This is a genomic window from Rhodococcus sp. NCIMB 12038 (assembly GCF_002165735.1).
In the GTDB taxonomy this organism is placed as follows: Bacteria; Actinomycetota; Actinomycetes; order Mycobacteriales; family Mycobacteriaceae; genus Rhodococcus_F.
This window is the reverse complement of record NZ_NHML01000007.1, coordinates 62,727-78,582: the sequence shown is the minus strand read 5'-3', so window position 1 is coordinate 78,582 and position 15,856 is coordinate 62,727. Positions and strand designations below refer to the sequence as shown.

The following is a 15,856-nucleotide window of genomic DNA, read 5'->3' as shown; positions in this document are numbered from 1 at the left end:
ACGCTTTTCGCGCACCGCTACCGGCTGGACAACGGGCGGCGCCGGAAAATCCGTTGCGGCCTGCGGCCCGGCCGATGCACTGTGTGCGCATGCTGATCAGACGCGAGAATGCGGGCGACGTCGACGCGGTGGCCGAGGTGCACCGGCAGGCCTTCGACGGCGACGCTCCCGTCGAGGTCGGCCTCGTCACCCTGTTGCGGTCGAGCGACGCGTGGATTCCGGAACTGGCCCTCGTCGCCGAGATCGACGGAGCCGTCGTCGGCCACGTCTGCCTGACCCGCGCGACTGTCGACGCCACGGACGTACTCGCACTCGGCCCGATCGGCGTCCTCCCCGGTCGCCAGCGCGCCGGTGTGGGTTCGGCGCTGATGCACGCCGTGCTCGGCGCCGCCGACGCCAGGGACGAACCGCTCGTCGCGCTGCTCGGTCACCTCGACTACTACCCGCGGTTCGGCTTCGTCTCCGGAACGTCGGCCGGGATCGAGCCGGACCAGCCGTCGTGGTCGTCCCACTTCCAGGTACGCCGGCTCGCATGCTGGGATCCGTCCATCACCGGCACGTTCCGGTACGCCGCGCCCTTCTACGACCTGTGACGTCGAATCCGCTGGTAGTTTGATGTGGAACATGTCACGGGGGTGAGCTGGAACCGAGGTAGGGAAACGATGGAGAACGCGGCCGACGGCGCCAGGGCAGGCGAGCCTGTGGATGCGTCCGTCACGACGACCATCGTCCGCCGGGTCCTCCGCGGCTGCGACGAGGAGTTCGCCGACTGGATTCAGACCGGGCTCGGCCTCGCCCGGCTGTTCCCCGGGTTCCTCGGCGGCGGGTGGCTCAAGGAGAGCAGCACCTCCGATGTCTGCGTGATCGTGCTGAAGTTCGAAACCCAAGCCGCACTCGACAACTGGTTGACGTCCTCGCTGCGCAACGGGTGGCTCAGGACCGGCGGCAACATCGCGGTCGAGGCACCGAACGAGCCGGCGTCGAACGTGGAGAGCCTGTTCGAGCGTCCCCGGCTCTGACGAACCGCCGTCAGGCGGACTCCCCCGGGATCGGCGCGCCCGACGGCATCCCCTCCCCCAGGTAGGTCTGATAGAACGGCCGCCAGTCCGCGGACGCATCGCGGCGATGACCGGGAGTGTCCGCCCCGTCGAGGTGCCGGTCGAGGTCGGCGAGACACACACTCCACCCGGCCGCGTTCCTCGCCGCCGTGTTGCGGACCTCGAGAACGTTCACGAGCGTCAGTGCGCACCCTTCCGCGGTCGGCTCGACCTCGAAGTGGATCTCGTCCCCGCCCCAGGTGAACGCCAGGGTGCACGGCGCGCCGTAGACGAGGACCGTCCCCGTCTCGGGGTCGCTGTGCGGTTCCGGGAAGAATTCGATGTCGCCGCCGGCGTAGGTGTCGAGCCGGACCCGTGACGGAAACCAGCGCTCGAGTTCGTCCGGCTCGGACACGGCCTCCCACAGCCTCTGAACGTCGAACGGGTACGTGCACCGGAACCGCACGGCGGGACGACCCTTGAACTCGAAATACCTTCCGTGGATCACCGGCCCACTCCTCGCTGTCGCACCTGACGACAGCTTGACACGGGAGGCCGCCGTCCACACCGAAGTTGGCGGACAATTCCGCGCCCCTCCTCCCTTCCTGTCGGACAACTCCCCTACGGTGACGGAGTGACGTCGCCTTGGTCGGAGGGACAGGTCGCATCGGTGGCCCCCGATGCCGGCTCCCTCGCTGCCGCCACAAAGCTGTCGGCCTCGTGGTCGCAGACGGGCGGCAACGGCGACGCACTGTGGGGACTGTGCCAAGGCAGCGGCAAGAGCCCCTACCGATCGGTGGTCGACCTCACCGGTCCGGCGTACCACTGCTCGTGCCCGAGCCGGAAGTTTCCGTGCAAGCACGCGCTCGGACTACTGCTGATCTGGTCGCAGGGCAGCGTTCCGGAGCAGTCCGAACCGCCCGAATTCGCGAACGACTGGCTGAGCCGGCGGGCCGGGCGGGCCGCCGCGGTGCGCACCGCGGCGGCACCGGTCACCACGGCGTCGGGTGCCAAATCCGCGGAACGCCGGGCCGAGCGGGTGGCGGCGGGCCTCGACGAACTCGACCTGTGGCTCACCGACCAGATCCGGGGCGGCCTCGGCGCGGCCGACATCTCGGCTTCCGCGTTCGACGCCATCGCGGCCCGCATGGTCGACGCCCAGGCGCCCGGGATCGCGTCCACCCTGCGCCGCCTTCCGATCGTCGTCGCCACCCGGGCCGACTGGCCGGACCGGTTGCTCCGCGAATACGCCAGGTTGCACCTTCTCGTCGTCGCCCATCGCCGACTGAGCGAACTGCCGGAACCGTTGCAGGCGTCGGTGCGTTCGCACGTCGGATACCCGGTGGCCACCGACAGCGTGCGCGGCGAGCCGGGAGTCCGCGACCGGTGGATGGTGCTGGGCATGCAGACCACCGAGGAGAAGCGCCTCTTCACCCGCAAGGTGTGGTTGCTCGGCCGCGACCACGGTCGCCGCGCGATCCTCCTGGACTTCGCGCACGGCTCCGCCCACTTCTCGACGGTGATCCCGCCGCTCGGGTCGCTCGTCGACGCCACCCTGCACTTCTACCCCGGCGCCGCGCCGCTGCGCGCCCAGTTCGGCGACACCCACCAGACGCCCGAACCGTTCACCACGGTCGCACCGAGCGACATCGACACCGCACTCGACGACTTCGCCGCCGCGGTCGGGGCCGACCCGTGGATCCGCTCGTGGCCCGCCCTGCTCATCGGTGTCACCCCGTCATACGACGGCGGAAGCTGGTTCGTCGTCGACGGGCAGGGACGCGCGCTGCCGCTGTCCGGCGAGGATCCGGTCCTGTGGCGGCTGCTCGGAATGTCCGGCGGCAGTCCCGTCACCGTGTTCGGGGAATGGACCAGCGACTCCCTCGTTCCCGTGTCGGTGTTCGACCGCGGCGACGTGTACCCGCTCGTGGCCGGCCCGCCGTCGACCGCGAGGAGTCGGCGATGAGCGAACTCCTGTCCGCCGCCCTGCTCGGCACGGCACGATCCGCCCCCTCGTTCGAGGGTCTGGCCACCGGCGAACTGGCGCAGTCGGTCGGCGGCGACCCGGCGGAGACCCTGCTGGGCGCGGCCGCACTCGAAAACGCATACCGCGACGGCGGAGTCGCCGCCGCCACCCGCGTGCTGCCCGCGCCCGCCGAGGACGATCCGCGGCTGCAGTTGCCGCCCGCGTCCGCCGCGCACCTGATGCAGTTGCTCGCCGCCAAGTCGTGGACGCTCACCGAGTGGTTCGCGGTGGTCGCCGAGCGGGGATACCGCGCGCCCGATCATCTCGTCGCCGACCTGATGGCGGTGGCGCGCACGAACGACACCCACCGCGAGAGCATCCTGCGATTGGCAGGCCCCCGCGGTCAGTGGCTCGCGGCGCAGAACCCGGACTGGTCGATGCTGGTCCGGCGGTCCGATCGCACCGACGTGTGGACGCACGGCGCGCACCAGGAACGGCTGCTGTGGCTCACGACGATGCGGGCGGTGAACCCGGCGATCGCGATGGCCGAATTGCGCCGCACCTGGGATACCGAACGGGGCGAGCACCGGGCGGCGTTCATCGCGGTCCTGGGCACCGGGCTCGGCGACGCCGACGCCGCCCTGCTCGAGCACGCACTCGACGACCGGCGGAAAGAGGTGCGTCAGCAGGCGGTCCAGTTGCTGCGCCAGCTGCCCAACTCCGCGTACGCCGAGCGGATGGGCGCCCGCGCCCGCGCATGGGTGCGGGTGGAGAAGAAGCCGCTGCGCACCCGTCTCGTGGTGAACATGCCCGGTTCCCTGGACGATTCGGCCCGTCGCGACGGAATCGAGGACGTCCACTTCAAGAACAAGGGAATCCGCAGCTGGTGGTTGCGGATGGTGGTCACCGCCGCCCCCCTGTCGGTGTGGGAAGGCATGATCGGCTCGGCCGCCGGCGCGTTGGAGATCCGGATCGAAGACCAATGGCGGGAGGTGATGATGGAGGCGTGGACCAACGCCACCGTGCTCCAGCGCAATCCGCGCTGGGCGTCCGCCCTGCTGCACCGCGAGGGGCGCAAGACCGAGCGTCGCGTGGTGCCGATCGTTCCCGCCCGCGAACGGCTCGCCTACATTCTGTCGGGCCACGCCGACAGCTACCTGCTGGGCGTCGACGGCGCCGCGCTGTTCGAGGGGCTGCCCCACCCGTGGCCGCTCGACCTCGCCGAGCGGGTGATCGCCCGCCTCGAGGACGTGGCCGGGCGGCACGCCGAGACCGGCAAGGACCTCGGGCAGTTCTCCAGGCACAGCCACTACTCGACCCTCCGCAGCGCGGAAACGCACTTCCCGTTCGCTGCGGCGCCGCTGCTCCGGACGGCCGCCGAACGCACCCGTGACCCGGGCTGGCAGCAGGCGTTCGCCACCGTCGCCGCCAACATCGACCATCGCAATACAGTCCTGAAGGAGCTCGAGTGACCGAGATCGCGGCCGTCCCGGCCGACCTGCTACGACCCCACGCCGAGCAGGCCTACGCCGACGAACTCGCCGCCCTCGCCGCGCAGGACACCCGGCCCCGGCCACCGTCGTGGAAGTTGTCGCCGTGGGCGGTCGTGACGTACCTGCTCGGCGGCGAACTCGACGACGGCACGGTCATCACCCCCAAGTACGTCGGTCCCCGGCGGCTGATCGAGGTAGCGGTCGCGACACTCGCCACCGACCGCGCCCTGCTTCTGCTCGGCGTGCCCGGGACGGCCAAGACGTGGGTGTCCGAACACCTGTCGGCGGCGGTGTCCGGCGAGTCGACCCTGCTCGTCCAGGGAACGTCGGGCACACCCGAGGAGGCCATCCGGTACGGCTGGAACTACGCGAGGCTCCTCGCCGAGGGACCCACCGCGGGCGCACTCGTTCCGTCCCCGGTCATGACGGCGATGCAGGGCGGGCGGATCGCGCGGGTCGAGGAGCTGACCCGCATTCCCGCCGACGTGCAGGACGCGCTCATCACCGTGCTCTCGGAGAAGACACTGCCGATCCCCGAACTGGGCACCGAGGTTCAGGCCACCCGGGGTTTCAACCTGATCGCCACCGCCAACGACCGCGACCGCGGCGTCAACGACCTGTCGTCCGCGCTGCGCAGGCGTTTCAACACGGTCGTCCTGCCCCTGCCCGCCAGCGAGGAGGACGAGGTCGCCATCGTCGCGCGGCGGGTCGAGCAACTCGGGTCCTCGCTGGAACTGCCGGAGGTCCCGGCGACGGACGACGAGATCCGGCGGGTGGTCACCGTGTTCCGGGAACTGCGGTCCGGCGCCACCGGCGACGGCCGCACCAAGCTGAAGTCCCCGTCGGGAACGCTGTCGACTGCGGAGGCGATCTCCGTGGTGACCAACGGACTCGCGCTCGCCGCGCATTTCGGTGACGGGGTGCTCCGTCCCTCCGACGTCGCCGCGGGAATCCTCGGATCCGTGGTGAAGGACCCGGTGGCCGACCGGGTGGTGTGGACCGAATACCTCGAGGCCGTGGTCCGCGAGCGGGAGGGCTGGGCCGACTTCTACCGGGCGTGCCGCGAGGTCACCGGGTGACCACCAGGGCGATGAGCCCGCCGGCGGGCGACGTCCGTGTTTTCGGCATCCGCCACCACGGGCCCGGTTCCGCACGATCGGTGCGTCGCGCGCTCGACGAGTTCGTTCCCGACGCCGTCCTGATCGAAGGGCCCGCGGACGCCGATCCGCTGGTCGCGTTGACCGCGTCCGACACCATGGAACCCCCGGTGGCGCTGCTCGCATATGCCACCGGCGAACCCCGGACGGCGGCGTTCTGGCCGTTCGCGGTGTTCTCCCCGGAGTGGCAGGCGCTGTCGTGGGCGGCCGGGCGCGGCGTCGAGGTGCGCTTCTGCGACCTTCCGGCCGCCAACACCCTCGCCGCCGACCTCGCCGAGTCCCGTTCCGAGGATCCGCTGGCGGCGCTGGCCGCGGCGGCCGGCTACGACGACACCGAACGCTGGTGGGACGCCGTCATCGAATCCGGTTCGGGGACCGACTCGTTCGACGCGATCACCGACGCCATGACCGCGCTGCGGGACACCGTCGAACTCGACGAACCGACCAGCAGGCGCGAGGCGTACATGCGCCAGACCCTGCGGAAGGTGATCAAGGGCGGTGCCTCGCGGATCGCGGTGGTGTGCGGCGCCTGGCACGCCCCGGCACTCGCCGGCCCACTCGGACCGGCCACAGCGGATGCACGAATCCTCAAGGGAATACCCAAGATCAAGACGTCGCTGACGTGGGTGCCGTGGACGCATTCGCGGCTGTCCACGGCGTCCGGATACGGCGCGGGCATCACCTCCCCCGGCTGGTACCACCACCTGTTCACCGCCCCGGACCGCACGATCACCCGATGGCTCACGAAGGTCGCGCGGGTGCTGCGGGACGAGGACCTTCCGGTGTCGAGTGCGCACGTCATCGAATCCGTCCGTCTCGCAGACACGTTGGCCGCGTTACGGGCGCGGCCGCTGGCCGGTCTCTCCGAGGTCACCGAGGCGACCCGCGCCGTGATGTGCGACGGGGACGACGTTCTGCTCGACCTGATCACGCGTCGTCTCGTCGTCGGCGAGGCCCTCGGCGCCGTCCCGGACGACACCCCGACGGTTCCCCTCGACGCCGACCTCCGTGCCCGGGCGAAGACGCTGCGGCTCAAGCAGCAGGCCACCGAGAAGACCATCGACCTCGATCTCCGCCGGGACAACGACGTCGCGCGGTCCCGGCTGCTGCACCGACTGCAGATCCTCGGTGTCGACTGGGGCACCCCGTCCGAGAGTGAAGTCCGCGGCACCGGCACGTTCCGTGAGACGTGGTCGCTCACCTGGCAACCCGAACTGGCGGTGTCGATCATCGAGGCGTCGCTGTGGGGCACCACCGTCGAGGCCGCAGCCACGGCGAAGGTGCGTGAGGAAGCGGCGGCCCGCGACGTCTCCCTCGCCCGGCTCACCGGACTGCTCGAGCAGGCGCTGCTGTCGGATCTCGGCGACGCCCTGGCCGAACTGTTGCGCGCGCTGGAGACCGCGGCCACGCTCGACCACGACGTCATGCACCTGATGGACGCGCTGCCCGCGCTCACCCGCACCCTGCGGTACGGCGACGTCCGCGGCACCGACGTCTCGTCGCTCACCCGCGTCACCGACAGCCTGCTCGTCCGCATCTGCGCGGGACTGCCGTCGGCGCTGTCCGGCCTGGACGACGACAGCGCCCTCGACCTGCGCCGCGCTGTCGACGACGTCCACGCGGCGGTGATGCTGCGGGACGACGACCGTGCGTCGGCGCGGTGGCTCGGCACGCTCACCGGCCTCGTCGACCGCAGCGACGTGAACGGCCTCGTGATCGGGCGCATGGTCCGGCTGCTCCGCGACGCGGGCGCCGTCAGCGAAACGGAGGCCGCCACCCGGCTGTCGCGGGCGCTGTCCGTCGGCGCCGAACCGGCCGCCAAGGCCGGGTGGGTCGACGGCTTCCTCGGCGGCGGAGGCCTGCTGCTGGTCCACGACCGGCAGCTGCTGCGCCTGCTCGACGGGTGGGTGTCGGGGCTGCGCGAGCAGGATTTCGTCGACGTGCTGCCGCTGCTGCGGCGCACATTCGGCAGCTTCGAGACCGGGGAACGCCGGGCCATCGGACAGTCCGTGGAGGGCGGCTCCACGGCCGATGCTCCCGCCGAGGTCGATGCCCGGCGCGGCACCGTCGCGATCCGCACCGTCGCCGACATCCTGGGGGCGACGTCGTGACCGAAGACGCGGAACGGCTACGACGGTGGCGGCTGCTGCTCGGCAATGCCGCCGAGGAATCCACCGGCGGACTGGCGTCGAAAACGGACGCGGCGATGGACGGCGCACTGGCCGCGCTCTACGACACCAGCAGTGAGGGGTCGAAGAGCCGCCGCCGCACTGCGGGTCTCGGCGGATCGGCGCCGAAGGTCGCGCGCTGGCTCGGCGACATCCGCACCTACTTCCCGAGCAGCGTCGTGCAGGTGATGCAGAAGGACGCCATCGACCGGCTCGGCCTCACCCAACTGCTCCTCGAACCCGAACTGCTCGACGCTGTCGAACCGGACGTCCACCTCGTCGGCACCCTGCTGAGCCTGAACCGGGTGATGCCCGAGACCAGCAAGGCCACCGCCCGGATGGTCGTCGAGAAAGTGGTCCGGGAGGTCGAGGACCGGATCGCGCAGAAGACCAGAACCGCCGTCACGGGTGCACTGAACCGCTCGGCCCGCATCACCAATCCCCGGTACCGCGATATCGACTGGAATCGCACGATCCGCGCCAACCTCGCGCACTACCTGCCCGAGCACAAGACGGTGGTGCCGGAGCGGTTGATCGGCTACGGCCGCCGCTCGCAGGCCGTGCACCGCGACGTCGTCCTCGCCATCGACCAGTCCGGCTCGATGGCGTCGAGCGTCGTGTACGCGTCCGTGTTCGGCGCGGTGCTCGCGTCGATGCGCGCGCTGAAGACGTCGCTGGTCGTGTTCGACACGGCGGTCGTCGACCTCACCGACAAGCTGTCCGATCCCGTCGACGTGCTGTTCGGCACGCAACTCGGCGGCGGCACCGACATCAACCGGGCAATCGCCTACAGCCAGTCACTGATCGACAGGCCGGCGGAATCGTTGTTCGTGCTGATCTCGGACCTGTACGAGGGCGGGATACGCGCGGAGATGCTGCGCAGGATGGCGGCGATGAAGAACGCCGGCGTCCAGGTGGTGGTGCTGCTCGCGCTGTCCGACGACGGCGCCCCGTCGTTCGATCACGACAACGCGGCGGCCCTCGGCGCGCTCGGCATTCCCGCGTTCGCCTGCACGCCGGACAAGTTCCCGGAACTGCTGGCGCTCGCACTCGAACGCGGCGACATCGGCAGGTGGGCGGACGGTCTCCAGCAGGGGTGACGGCGGGGTCAGCCGGCAGCCATCCTGCGCTCGCTGTGCAGTTCGGGATGCGCGTCGGCGCGGATCCTGAGCAGGACCAGCCCGGACACCGACGCGACGATCAACGACGCGACCGTCCACGGGACGTGCAGTTCGGAGATCCCGACTCCCGCACCGACGAGTCCCACGACGAGCAGGCTCCACATGATCGCTTTGACTGGACCGGACCCCATGACAACGCTCCTTCACCGAGATATGTACATCCCCCGTGAGTTCTGATGTGCGCGCAGAACGTTAGCTGCGTCACACGGGGGTCCTCGTGCGACACGTCGAAAACGCTCTTTCCGATACCAATCCGAGACCTGCACCCGTGAGTACTTGTTAACCGCGGGCGGTTAACAAGTACTCACGGGCGCAGCTAGATGATGCTGACGGTGCCCTGGGTCGTCGCCGCCGCGAGCACCCGCAGGTGGTCGTCGGAGCCGCCGAGGGTGTGCTCGATCGCGGTCAGCCGGCTCACGTAATGCCCGACCGGGTACTCGGCGGTCATGCCGATGCCGCCGTGCATCTGGATCGCTTCCTGCCCGATCGTGCGGGCCGACCGGCCGATCTGCAGCTTGGCACGGGACGCGACCACCGGGTCCACTGTTCCGTCGGCCAGCGACATCGTCGCGTACAAACTCATGCTGCGGGCCAGTTCCAGCAGCACGTACATGTCGGCCGCACGGTGGGTGAGCGTCTGGAACTTCGCGATCGGGACGCCGAACTGCTTGCGCGTCTTCAGGTACTCGGTCGTCAGCCGCAACGCCTCCTCCATCGCGCCGACGGCCTCCGCGCACAGTGCCGCCTGCGCCCGGATGTGCGCGCCGTCGATCGCCGAAGACGCGTCGCCGCCCTCACCGAGCGGCTCGGCCGGGGTGCCGGACAGTTCCACCTGTGCGGCCCGCAGTCCGTCGTGGGTCGCATAGGCGGTGCGGGTCAGACCGGTGGCGTCGCCGTCGACGAGGAACAGTCCGACCCCGCCGTCCGGGAGAGCAGCACTGACGACCAAGGTGTTCGCGCTGCCGCCGTGCGGAACCGGGTTCTTCGTACCCGTCAGGGTCCACGCGTCGCCGTCCTTCGTCGCCGTCGTGGACACCCGGCCCGACGGCCAGCGCACGCCCGGTTCCCGATCGGCGAAGGCCAGCAGGAGGTTGCCCTCGGAGACGTCCGGGAGAATCCGGCGACGCTGCTCGGTGCTGCCGGCCGCAGCGATCAGGCCGCCGGGCACGAGCACGGCGTCGAGGACGGGTTCAGGCGCGAGACGACGGCCGATCTCGGTCATCACCGATGCCACCTCGACAGGTCCGGCGCCCATTCCGCCGTCTTCTTCGTCGAAGCTCAGACCCAGCAGACCCACCTCGGCGAGTTGCTTCCACACCTGCGGGCTCCACCCCTGCTCGGTGTCGGTGACGGCGTTGCGCTTCTCCGCGTCGTAGCTGCGGCCGAGCAGTTCACGGGTGGTGTCGCGCAGCAGTTTCTGTTCGTCGGTCAGTTCGAAGTCCATGTCACGCCCTCACAATCCGAGGATCGAGGAGGCGATGATGCTGCGCTGCACTTCGCTCGATCCGCTGTAGATGGAAACCTTGCGGTAGTTCAGATACGTCGGTGCCGTCCGCTGCGCCCAGAGCGGTGAGGAGATGCCGTCACCAGCGGCGAAGGGAAGGGAGTCGGGGCCCGCCACGTCGGTCAGCAGCTCGAGGGTCGCCTGCTGCAGTTCGGACCCGCGCAGCTTCAGCAGCGACGACGCCGGATTCGGCTTGCCGTCGGCCGAACTGGCGACCACCCGCAGCTGGGTGAGCTCGAGCGCGATGATCTCGTTCTCCAGTTCCGCGATGCGGGCGGCGAACAGCGGGTCGACGAGCAGCGTCCCCTCGCCGACGGAAATCTCCGCGGCGCGCTTCTTCGCCTGCGCGAGCCGAACCTTGGAGAATCCCAGGCGGGTGACGCCGGCGCGCTCGTTGCCGAGCAGGAACTTGGCGTAGCTCCAGCCCTGGTTCTCCTCACCCACGAGATTCTCGGCGGGCACACGCACGTCCTCGAAGAAGACCTCGTTGACCTCGTAGCCGCCGTCGATCAGCTTGATCGGGCGCACCGTGACGCCGGGCGTCTTCAGGTCGACGAGGATGAATGAGATGCCGGCCTGCTTCTTGGGGGCGTCCGGGTTGGTGCGGGCGAGGACGAAGATCCAGTCGGCATGCTGCGCGAGAGTGGTCCACGTCTTCTGGCCGTTGATCACGTAGTCGCCGCCGTCGCGGACGGCGCGGGTCTTCAGCGACGCGAGGTCGGAACCGGCCTCGGGTTCGGAGAATCCCTGGCACCACCAGATGTCGAGGTTGGCGGTCGCGGGAAGGAACTTCTCCTTCTGCTCCTGCGAACCGAAAGCCGCGATGACGGGGCCCACCATGCTGGTGTTGAACGCGAGCGGTTCGGGCACCGACGCGAGCTGCAGCTCGTCGAGCCAGATGTGCTTCTGCACCGCAGTCCAGTCGCGGCCGCCCCACTCGACCGGCCAGTGCGGCGTCGCGAGTCCGTTGGCGTTCAGAATCCGCTGAGACTCGATGAAGCCTTCTTTCCCCACTTCTTCGCCACGTGCGTACCGCTCGCGGATCTCCGCCGGAATCTGCGTGGTGAAGAACGTTCGCATCTCGTCGCGGAACGCCAGCTCCTCGTCGGTCAAGGCCAGATTCATCGGAATTCCTTCGCACTCGAGGTCGGATTCATGTTGTGGTCCCGACGGTACCCCCACCTCCCGCGGGACACCACGACCTCCCTAGTTGTAGTCATATTGACCACGTCAGTGATACGGTTTCGTAGTCACTACGACTACAAGGAGTTCCCGTGATCGCACTACTCGTCGACTGGCTGAATTCGGCCGCGGTGACGTCGTTCGGGACGACGACGAGCTGGGCCGAAGTGCTCGGTTTCGCGTCGGGCGCGGTGTGCGTTTGGCTCGTCGCCCGGCAGTCCGCCTGGAACTGGCCGATCGGAATCGCGAACAACCTGGTCTGGATCCTGCTGTTCTACGCAGCCGGACTCTTCGCCGACTCGGCCCTCCAACTGGTCTACATCGCGCTCGCCGCGGCCGGGTGGATCCGGTGGATCCGCGGTCGCGCCGGCAACCCGTTGCCCGTCACCGGGACGTCGCGGGAAGAGTGGCGGTGGCTCGCCGTGGCCGGCATCGTCGGCACCGCCGCCCTGACCGTGCTCCTGCACACGGCGACGTCGTCCACGATCCCGTTCTGGGACGCCGTCACCACGGCCCTCTCGCTGCTGGCCACCTGGGGGCAGGTGAACAAACGCTGGGAATCGTGGCTGCTGTGGATTGCGGCCGATCTCGTCTACGTCCCGCTCTACCTGCACAAGGGTCTGACGCTGACGGCCCTGCTGTACGTCGGCTTCCTCGTGCTCTGCGTCCGCGGTCTCCTCGAGTGGCGCCAGTCTTCGAGACTGCCCGCCCTCGCGACCACCGCGGGCCGGTGACCGAAATGCACGACCACGCACTCGTGATCGGAAAGTTCTATCCCCCGCACGCCGGGCACCACCTGCTGATCCAGGAGGCGGCGCGGGTCGCCGCCCGGGTCACGGTGGTGGTGATGGCGTCCCGGGTCGAGTCGATTCCCTTGGCGGACAGAGTGTCCTGCCTCGCTGAGTCTCATGCACGGGACCGCACGGTGACCGTGACCGGAATCGCGTGCGACGCCCCGATGGACCTCGCGTCGCGACCGGTCTGGGCCGCGCAGGTGGCGTGCATGCGCGCCGCGGTGCGACAGGTCACCGGCATCGCCGTCGACATGGTCGTGTCGAGTGAGAAGTACGGCGACGAACTCGCCCGCTGGTTCGGCGCCGTCCACGTCCCCGTCGACCCCGAGCGGGTCCGGTTCCCGATTTCGGGGACCGCCTGTCGAGGCGACCTCGCCGGCAACTGGGAACACCTCGACGCGCCCGCGCAGGCGCTGCTGACCACCCGGATCGTGGTGCTCGGCGCGGAATCCACCGGCACCACCACCGTCAGTCACGCACTGGCGCAGCGCTTCCGCGCCCGCGGCGGGATCTGGCGACGCACGCACTGGGTGCCCGAATACGGTCGTACGGCAACCGCCGACAAGCTGGCGACAGCCCGCGCCACCGACGCGTCCGCCGGCGTCGACGACCTCGTCTGGACCGGGCAGGATTTCGCCGACATCGCCCGCATCCAGAACGAGTGGGAAGAAGCGGCTGCGCGGTCGGGGTCACCCCTGACGATCTGCGACACCGACGCAGAAGCGACCACAGTGTGGGAGCGGCGCTACCTCGGCCCCGGCAGCACCCGCGCGCTCGACCACCGGCCGGGGCGCCACGCCCTGTACCTCATTACCGACCACGTCGGTGTCCCCTTCGTGCAGGATGGGTTGCGGGACGGAGAGTCGATCCGGGAGGAGATGACAGAGTGGTTCGTCGACGCACTCACCGCCGCCGGACGGTCGTGGGTGATGCTGACCGGGAGCCGGGCAGAGCGCCTCGACCTCGCGACGCAGGTCACTGAACAGGCACTCGCCCACCGATCGACGTTCGCCGCACCACTGGGAGGCTGACAGGTGTACGACGCAACCGACTACCCACCGTTCGCCGTGACCGTCGATCTCGCGATGTTCACGCTGCGCGCCTCCTCGCTGTCGGTCCTGCTGGTCCGCCGGGGCGAGGAACCGTTCCGGGGGATGCCCGCGCTGCCCGGCGGTTTCGTCCACGCCGACGAATCGGCGGAGGTCGCGGCGCGACGCGAACTGGCGGAGGAGACCGGACTCGACAGCTTCCCCGGTCACCTCGAACAGTTGGCGACGTACAGCGAGCCTGACCGCGACCCGCGCATGCGGGTCGTGTCGGTGGTGTTCGTGGCGTTCGCGCCGAATCTGCCGGAGCCGTCTGCCGGTTCCGACGCCGCCGACGCCTACTGGTTGCCGGTCGAGGACGCGTCCCACGAGTCGCTGGCGTTCGACCACGCGCATATCCTCGCCGACGCCCTCGAGCGGGTGCGGTCGAAACTCGAATACACCACGTTGGCAACTCATTTCGTCGAGTCCCCGTTCTCGATCCGGGACCTCCAGACGGTGTACGAGGCCGTGTGGGACATGACGTGGGACCGCGCGAACTTCCGCCGCAAAGTCCTGGGGACGCGGGGATTCGTCGAACCCGTCGAGGGCGTGGCCGACGCCGCGTCCACGGGCGGCAGGCGCGCCCAGCTGTACCGGCCCGGCGACGCCACCACCCTGCACCCGCCGATCCCCCGCCCGTGAGTACTTGTTAACCGCCGGCGGTTAACAAGTACTCACGGGTGGCGGAGCCGCACAACGAGCAGGAACGCTCCCCCGGCCTCGTCGATCTGCGTTTCGACGTCCAGTTCCGGTGCGAGACGGGACAACCGGTCGAGCAACCACTCCGACGCGTCCTCGGCGTCCGATTTGCCCGGGCACCGCGCGACCGCGACCCGTCCACCCTTGCGGCCGAGTTGTTCGACGACACCGATGATCGGGGCGGGATCGACGACGAACAACCGGTCCGGCCACGGCACCATCGGCTTGACGGCGCCCTTCTTGGTGTTGCACGCGCGGTGGGCGAGGCGTTCGACGCCGCCCTTCGCCTTGGCCTTCTTCGCGGTGACGACACTGTCGATGCTGGGGCCGCGCGGGTCGTTGACCGACATGTCGGGGTCCACCGGTTCGTCACACAACCAACAGCGCCACGACTCACGGTCGCCGACCTCTCGAAGAGTGCTCATGGGCGCCAACGCTACCCGCGGGGCTGGACGGGATCGAAGCCGGAGATCAGCCAGTCGTCACCGGACTTGGTCAGCGCGACGGTGATGCTCGTCGCCGTCACCGCCGGTTCGGGTTTCGCGGCACTGGTGGTGCTCTGGTTGACGAACAGCAGCACGGTGGCCGTGTCGGCCGCCACCTCGACCGGACCGGACGCGGCCACCGTCGCCTGCGTGGCGACCCGACTCTCCTTCGCCGCGGGGACGACGACGTCCGTCGTGAACTGGGTGTAATAGTCGAGGAACTCCCCCGTCAGGCGTTCCTTCGCGGCCCCGACATCGTTCTCCACCGTGTCCGGCCCATACGACAGCAGGGCGATCGCGCCCTGCGACGCGGTGTCGGTGACGGCGGCGCGGGCGGTGTCGTCGACGCGCTGGTCGGGCCGGTACAGCGTGAAGTACAGAACCCCGGCCAGTACGGCCGTGACCACGGTGAGCGCACCCAGGATCAGGAGGAGCCTGCGCGACTTCGGCGATGCGTCGGTACTCACTGCACGAACCCCGCCTTCACAATCTTGTACGTGCCGTCCTCGAGTTGCATCGTGACCCGCATTCTCTGACCGCGAGGCTCCTCTGCGGCCCCACCCGCATTCGACACCTTCTGCGCGACCGCGACGAGCACGTCGGCGGAGTCGCCGTCCTGCCTCTCGATCGCGGCCTGGCGCACCTCCCCCACCGATTTGACCTGGGCCTCCTGCATGACCGCAATGAGATCCTTGGATCGGGCTTCGAATTCGTCGCGGAATTCTCCGGCCGAGCCGTCGAGTACCTTCTGCACGTCGTCGTCAGCCTTCTCGAAGTCCATCGTCGTCAGATTCACGACGCCCTCGCTCGCCGCGTCCAGAATCTCGGACCGCTGCTGCGCCGCCTGCTCCGCCTGCCAGTGCGCGTAGCCGAAGTAGCCGCTCACCGCGAGGAACGCGAGCGCGAGCACGGACAGAGCCGCCACACCCGCGGTGACGGCCGGTGTCCGGGACTTGGGGGCAGTGTCCTCAACGGAAACAGTGCCCTCAGCGGAAGCAGTGTCCTCACTGGAAGCGGCCTCCTCACTGGGGGCAGCGTCCTGGTCGGGAGCCACTTCCGCCATGGGGTTCCTTTCGTCGTGCCGTACCTTCTGTTACCTGGA

17 protein-coding genes are annotated in these 15,856 nt (G+C 69.5%); 10 read left to right on the top strand and 7 right to left on the bottom strand.

What is annotated here, in order from left to right; all coding sequences use genetic code 11:
- The first annotated feature begins 89 nt into the window (after positions 1–89).
- Positions 90–593: a GNAT family N-acetyltransferase gene (locus tag CA951_RS12275; protein WP_087557296.1), complete on the top strand. Its 504-nt coding sequence runs from the start codon at positions 90–92 to the stop codon at positions 591–593.
- A 69-nt stretch (positions 594–662) separates the two neighbouring features.
- Positions 663–1,019, top strand: coding sequence for an antibiotic biosynthesis monooxygenase (locus CA951_RS12270; protein WP_072940196.1), 357 nt, complete (start codon positions 663–665; stop codon positions 1,017–1,019).
- A 10-nt stretch (positions 1,020–1,029) separates the two neighbouring features.
- Here CA951_RS12270 and CA951_RS12265 read toward each other — a convergent pair whose 3' ends face one another.
- A complete protein-coding gene (locus CA951_RS12265; protein ID WP_087557100.1) occupies positions 1,030–1,545 on the bottom strand; it encodes an SRPBCC family protein in 516 nt (171 codons plus the stop codon).
- 126 nt (positions 1,546–1,671) lie between these two features.
- Here CA951_RS12265 and CA951_RS12260 point away from each other — a divergent pair, with 126 nt between their 5' ends.
- Genes CA951_RS12260 through CA951_RS12240 form a run of 5 tightly spaced genes read left to right on the top strand, consistent with a single transcriptional unit; the run spans position 1,672 to position 8,921 of the window.
- Positions 1,672–3,003, top strand: coding sequence for an SWIM zinc finger family protein (locus tag CA951_RS12260; protein WP_087557099.1), 1,332 nt, complete (start codon positions 1,672–1,674; stop codon positions 3,001–3,003).
- Positions 3,000–4,475: a DUF5691 domain-containing protein gene (locus tag CA951_RS12255; protein ID WP_087557098.1), complete on the top strand. Its 1,476-nt coding sequence runs from the start codon at positions 3,000–3,002 to the stop codon at positions 4,473–4,475. Before CA951_RS12260 ends, CA951_RS12255 begins: the two co-directional genes overlap by 4 nt.
- On the top strand, positions 4,472–5,575 hold the full coding sequence (locus tag CA951_RS12250; protein WP_087557097.1) for an AAA family ATPase: 1,104 nt from the start codon (positions 4,472–4,474) through the stop codon (positions 5,573–5,575). Before CA951_RS12255 ends, CA951_RS12250 begins: the two co-directional genes overlap by 4 nt.
- An 11-nt stretch (positions 5,576–5,586) precedes the next feature.
- Positions 5,587–7,764 (top strand): DUF5682 family protein, encoded by a 2,178-nt coding sequence (locus tag CA951_RS12245; RefSeq protein WP_087557295.1) that lies wholly within the window; start codon positions 5,587–5,589, stop codon positions 7,762–7,764.
- Complete coding sequence (locus CA951_RS12240) at positions 7,761–8,921, top strand: VWA domain-containing protein (protein WP_087557096.1); 1,161 nt, start codon at positions 7,761–7,763, stop codon at positions 8,919–8,921. The genes CA951_RS12245 and CA951_RS12240 overlap by 4 nt, the downstream gene beginning before the upstream one ends.
- A gap of 8 nt (positions 8,922–8,929) precedes the next feature.
- On the opposite strand, the gene CA951_RS12235 is transcribed toward CA951_RS12240, so the two are convergent.
- The 3 genes from CA951_RS12235 to CA951_RS12225 all read right to left on the bottom strand — a co-directional run bounded on the left by CA951_RS12235 (position 8,930) and on the right by CA951_RS12225 (position 11,631).
- Complete coding sequence (locus CA951_RS12235; protein WP_012688808.1) at positions 8,930–9,133, bottom strand: hypothetical protein; 204 nt, start codon at positions 9,131–9,133, stop codon at positions 8,930–8,932.
- A 185-nt stretch (positions 9,134–9,318) separates the two neighbouring features.
- On the bottom strand, positions 9,319–10,446 hold the full coding sequence (locus CA951_RS12230; RefSeq protein WP_087557095.1) for an acyl-CoA dehydrogenase family protein: 1,128 nt from the start codon (positions 10,444–10,446) through the stop codon (positions 9,319–9,321).
- 9 nt (positions 10,447–10,455) lie between these two features.
- On the bottom strand, positions 10,456–11,631 hold the full coding sequence (locus CA951_RS12225; protein WP_087557094.1) for an acyl-CoA dehydrogenase family protein: 1,176 nt from the start codon (positions 11,629–11,631) through the stop codon (positions 10,456–10,458).
- Positions 11,632–11,780: 149 nt separating this feature from the next.
- Between CA951_RS12225 and pnuC the strand changes: the two genes are divergently transcribed.
- From pnuC to CA951_RS12210, 3 genes are read left to right on the top strand one after another with little or no spacing between them, the layout of a single operon-like run.
- Positions 11,781–12,422: a nicotinamide riboside transporter PnuC gene (gene pnuC, locus CA951_RS12220; protein ID WP_087557093.1), complete on the top strand. Its 642-nt coding sequence runs from the start codon at positions 11,781–11,783 to the stop codon at positions 12,420–12,422.
- Positions 12,423–12,427: 5 nt separating this feature from the next.
- On the top strand, positions 12,428–13,513 hold the full coding sequence (locus CA951_RS12215) for an AAA family ATPase (protein WP_087557293.1): 1,086 nt from the start codon (positions 12,428–12,430) through the stop codon (positions 13,511–13,513).
- A gap of 3 nt (positions 13,514–13,516) precedes the next feature.
- Positions 13,517–14,212: an NUDIX domain-containing protein gene (locus tag CA951_RS12210; protein WP_179220177.1), complete on the top strand. Its 696-nt coding sequence runs from the start codon at positions 13,517–13,519 to the stop codon at positions 14,210–14,212.
- A 32-nt stretch (positions 14,213–14,244) separates the two neighbouring features.
- Here the strand turns inward: CA951_RS12210 and CA951_RS12205 are convergent, their stop codons facing one another.
- Genes CA951_RS12205 through CA951_RS12195 form a run of 3 tightly spaced genes read right to left on the bottom strand, consistent with a single transcriptional unit; the run spans position 14,245 to position 15,817 of the window.
- A complete protein-coding gene (locus CA951_RS12205; RefSeq protein ID WP_179220176.1) occupies positions 14,245–14,694 on the bottom strand; it encodes a hypothetical protein in 450 nt (149 codons plus the stop codon).
- A gap of 11 nt (positions 14,695–14,705) precedes the next feature.
- Positions 14,706–15,221, bottom strand: coding sequence for a twin-arginine translocation pathway signal (locus tag CA951_RS12200; RefSeq protein ID WP_087557091.1), 516 nt, complete (start codon positions 15,219–15,221; stop codon positions 14,706–14,708).
- Complete coding sequence (locus tag CA951_RS12195) at positions 15,218–15,817, bottom strand: hypothetical protein (RefSeq protein ID WP_256973520.1); 600 nt, start codon at positions 15,815–15,817, stop codon at positions 15,218–15,220. Before CA951_RS12195 ends, CA951_RS12200 begins: the two co-directional genes overlap by 4 nt.
- Positions 15,818–15,856 lie beyond the last annotated feature (39 nt).

Excerpts from the sequence above, each read along its gene's own strand:
- CA951_RS12275 (WP_087557296.1), top strand. The coding sequence starts at position 90 with ATGCTGATCAGACGCGAGAATGCGGGCGACGTCGACGCGGTGGCCGAG.
- CA951_RS12235 (WP_012688808.1), bottom strand. The coding sequence starts at position 9,133 with ATGGGGTCCGGTCCAGTCAAAGCGATCATGTGGAGCCTGCTCGTCGTG.
- CA951_RS12230 (WP_087557095.1), bottom strand. The coding sequence starts at position 10,446 with ATGGACTTCGAACTGACCGACGAACAGAAACTGCTGCGCGACACCACC.
- CA951_RS12245 (WP_087557295.1), top strand. The coding sequence starts at position 5,587 with ATGAGCCCGCCGGCGGGCGACGTCCGTGTTTTCGGCATCCGCCACCAC.
- CA951_RS12255 (WP_087557098.1), top strand. The coding sequence starts at position 3,000 with ATGAGCGAACTCCTGTCCGCCGCCCTGCTCGGCACGGCACGATCCGCC.
- CA951_RS12205 (WP_179220176.1), bottom strand. The coding sequence starts at position 14,694 with ATGAGCACTCTTCGAGAGGTCGGCGACCGTGAGTCGTGGCGCTGTTGG.
- CA951_RS12195 (WP_256973520.1), bottom strand. The coding sequence starts at position 15,817 with ATGGCGGAAGTGGCTCCCGACCAGGACGCTGCCCCCAGTGAGGAGGCC.
- CA951_RS12215 (WP_087557293.1), top strand. The coding sequence starts at position 12,428 with ATGCACGACCACGCACTCGTGATCGGAAAGTTCTATCCCCCGCACGCC.
- CA951_RS12225 (WP_087557094.1), bottom strand. The coding sequence starts at position 11,631 with ATGAATCTGGCCTTGACCGACGAGGAGCTGGCGTTCCGCGACGAGATG.
- CA951_RS12270 (WP_072940196.1), top strand. The coding sequence starts at position 663 with ATGGAGAACGCGGCCGACGGCGCCAGGGCAGGCGAGCCTGTGGATGCG.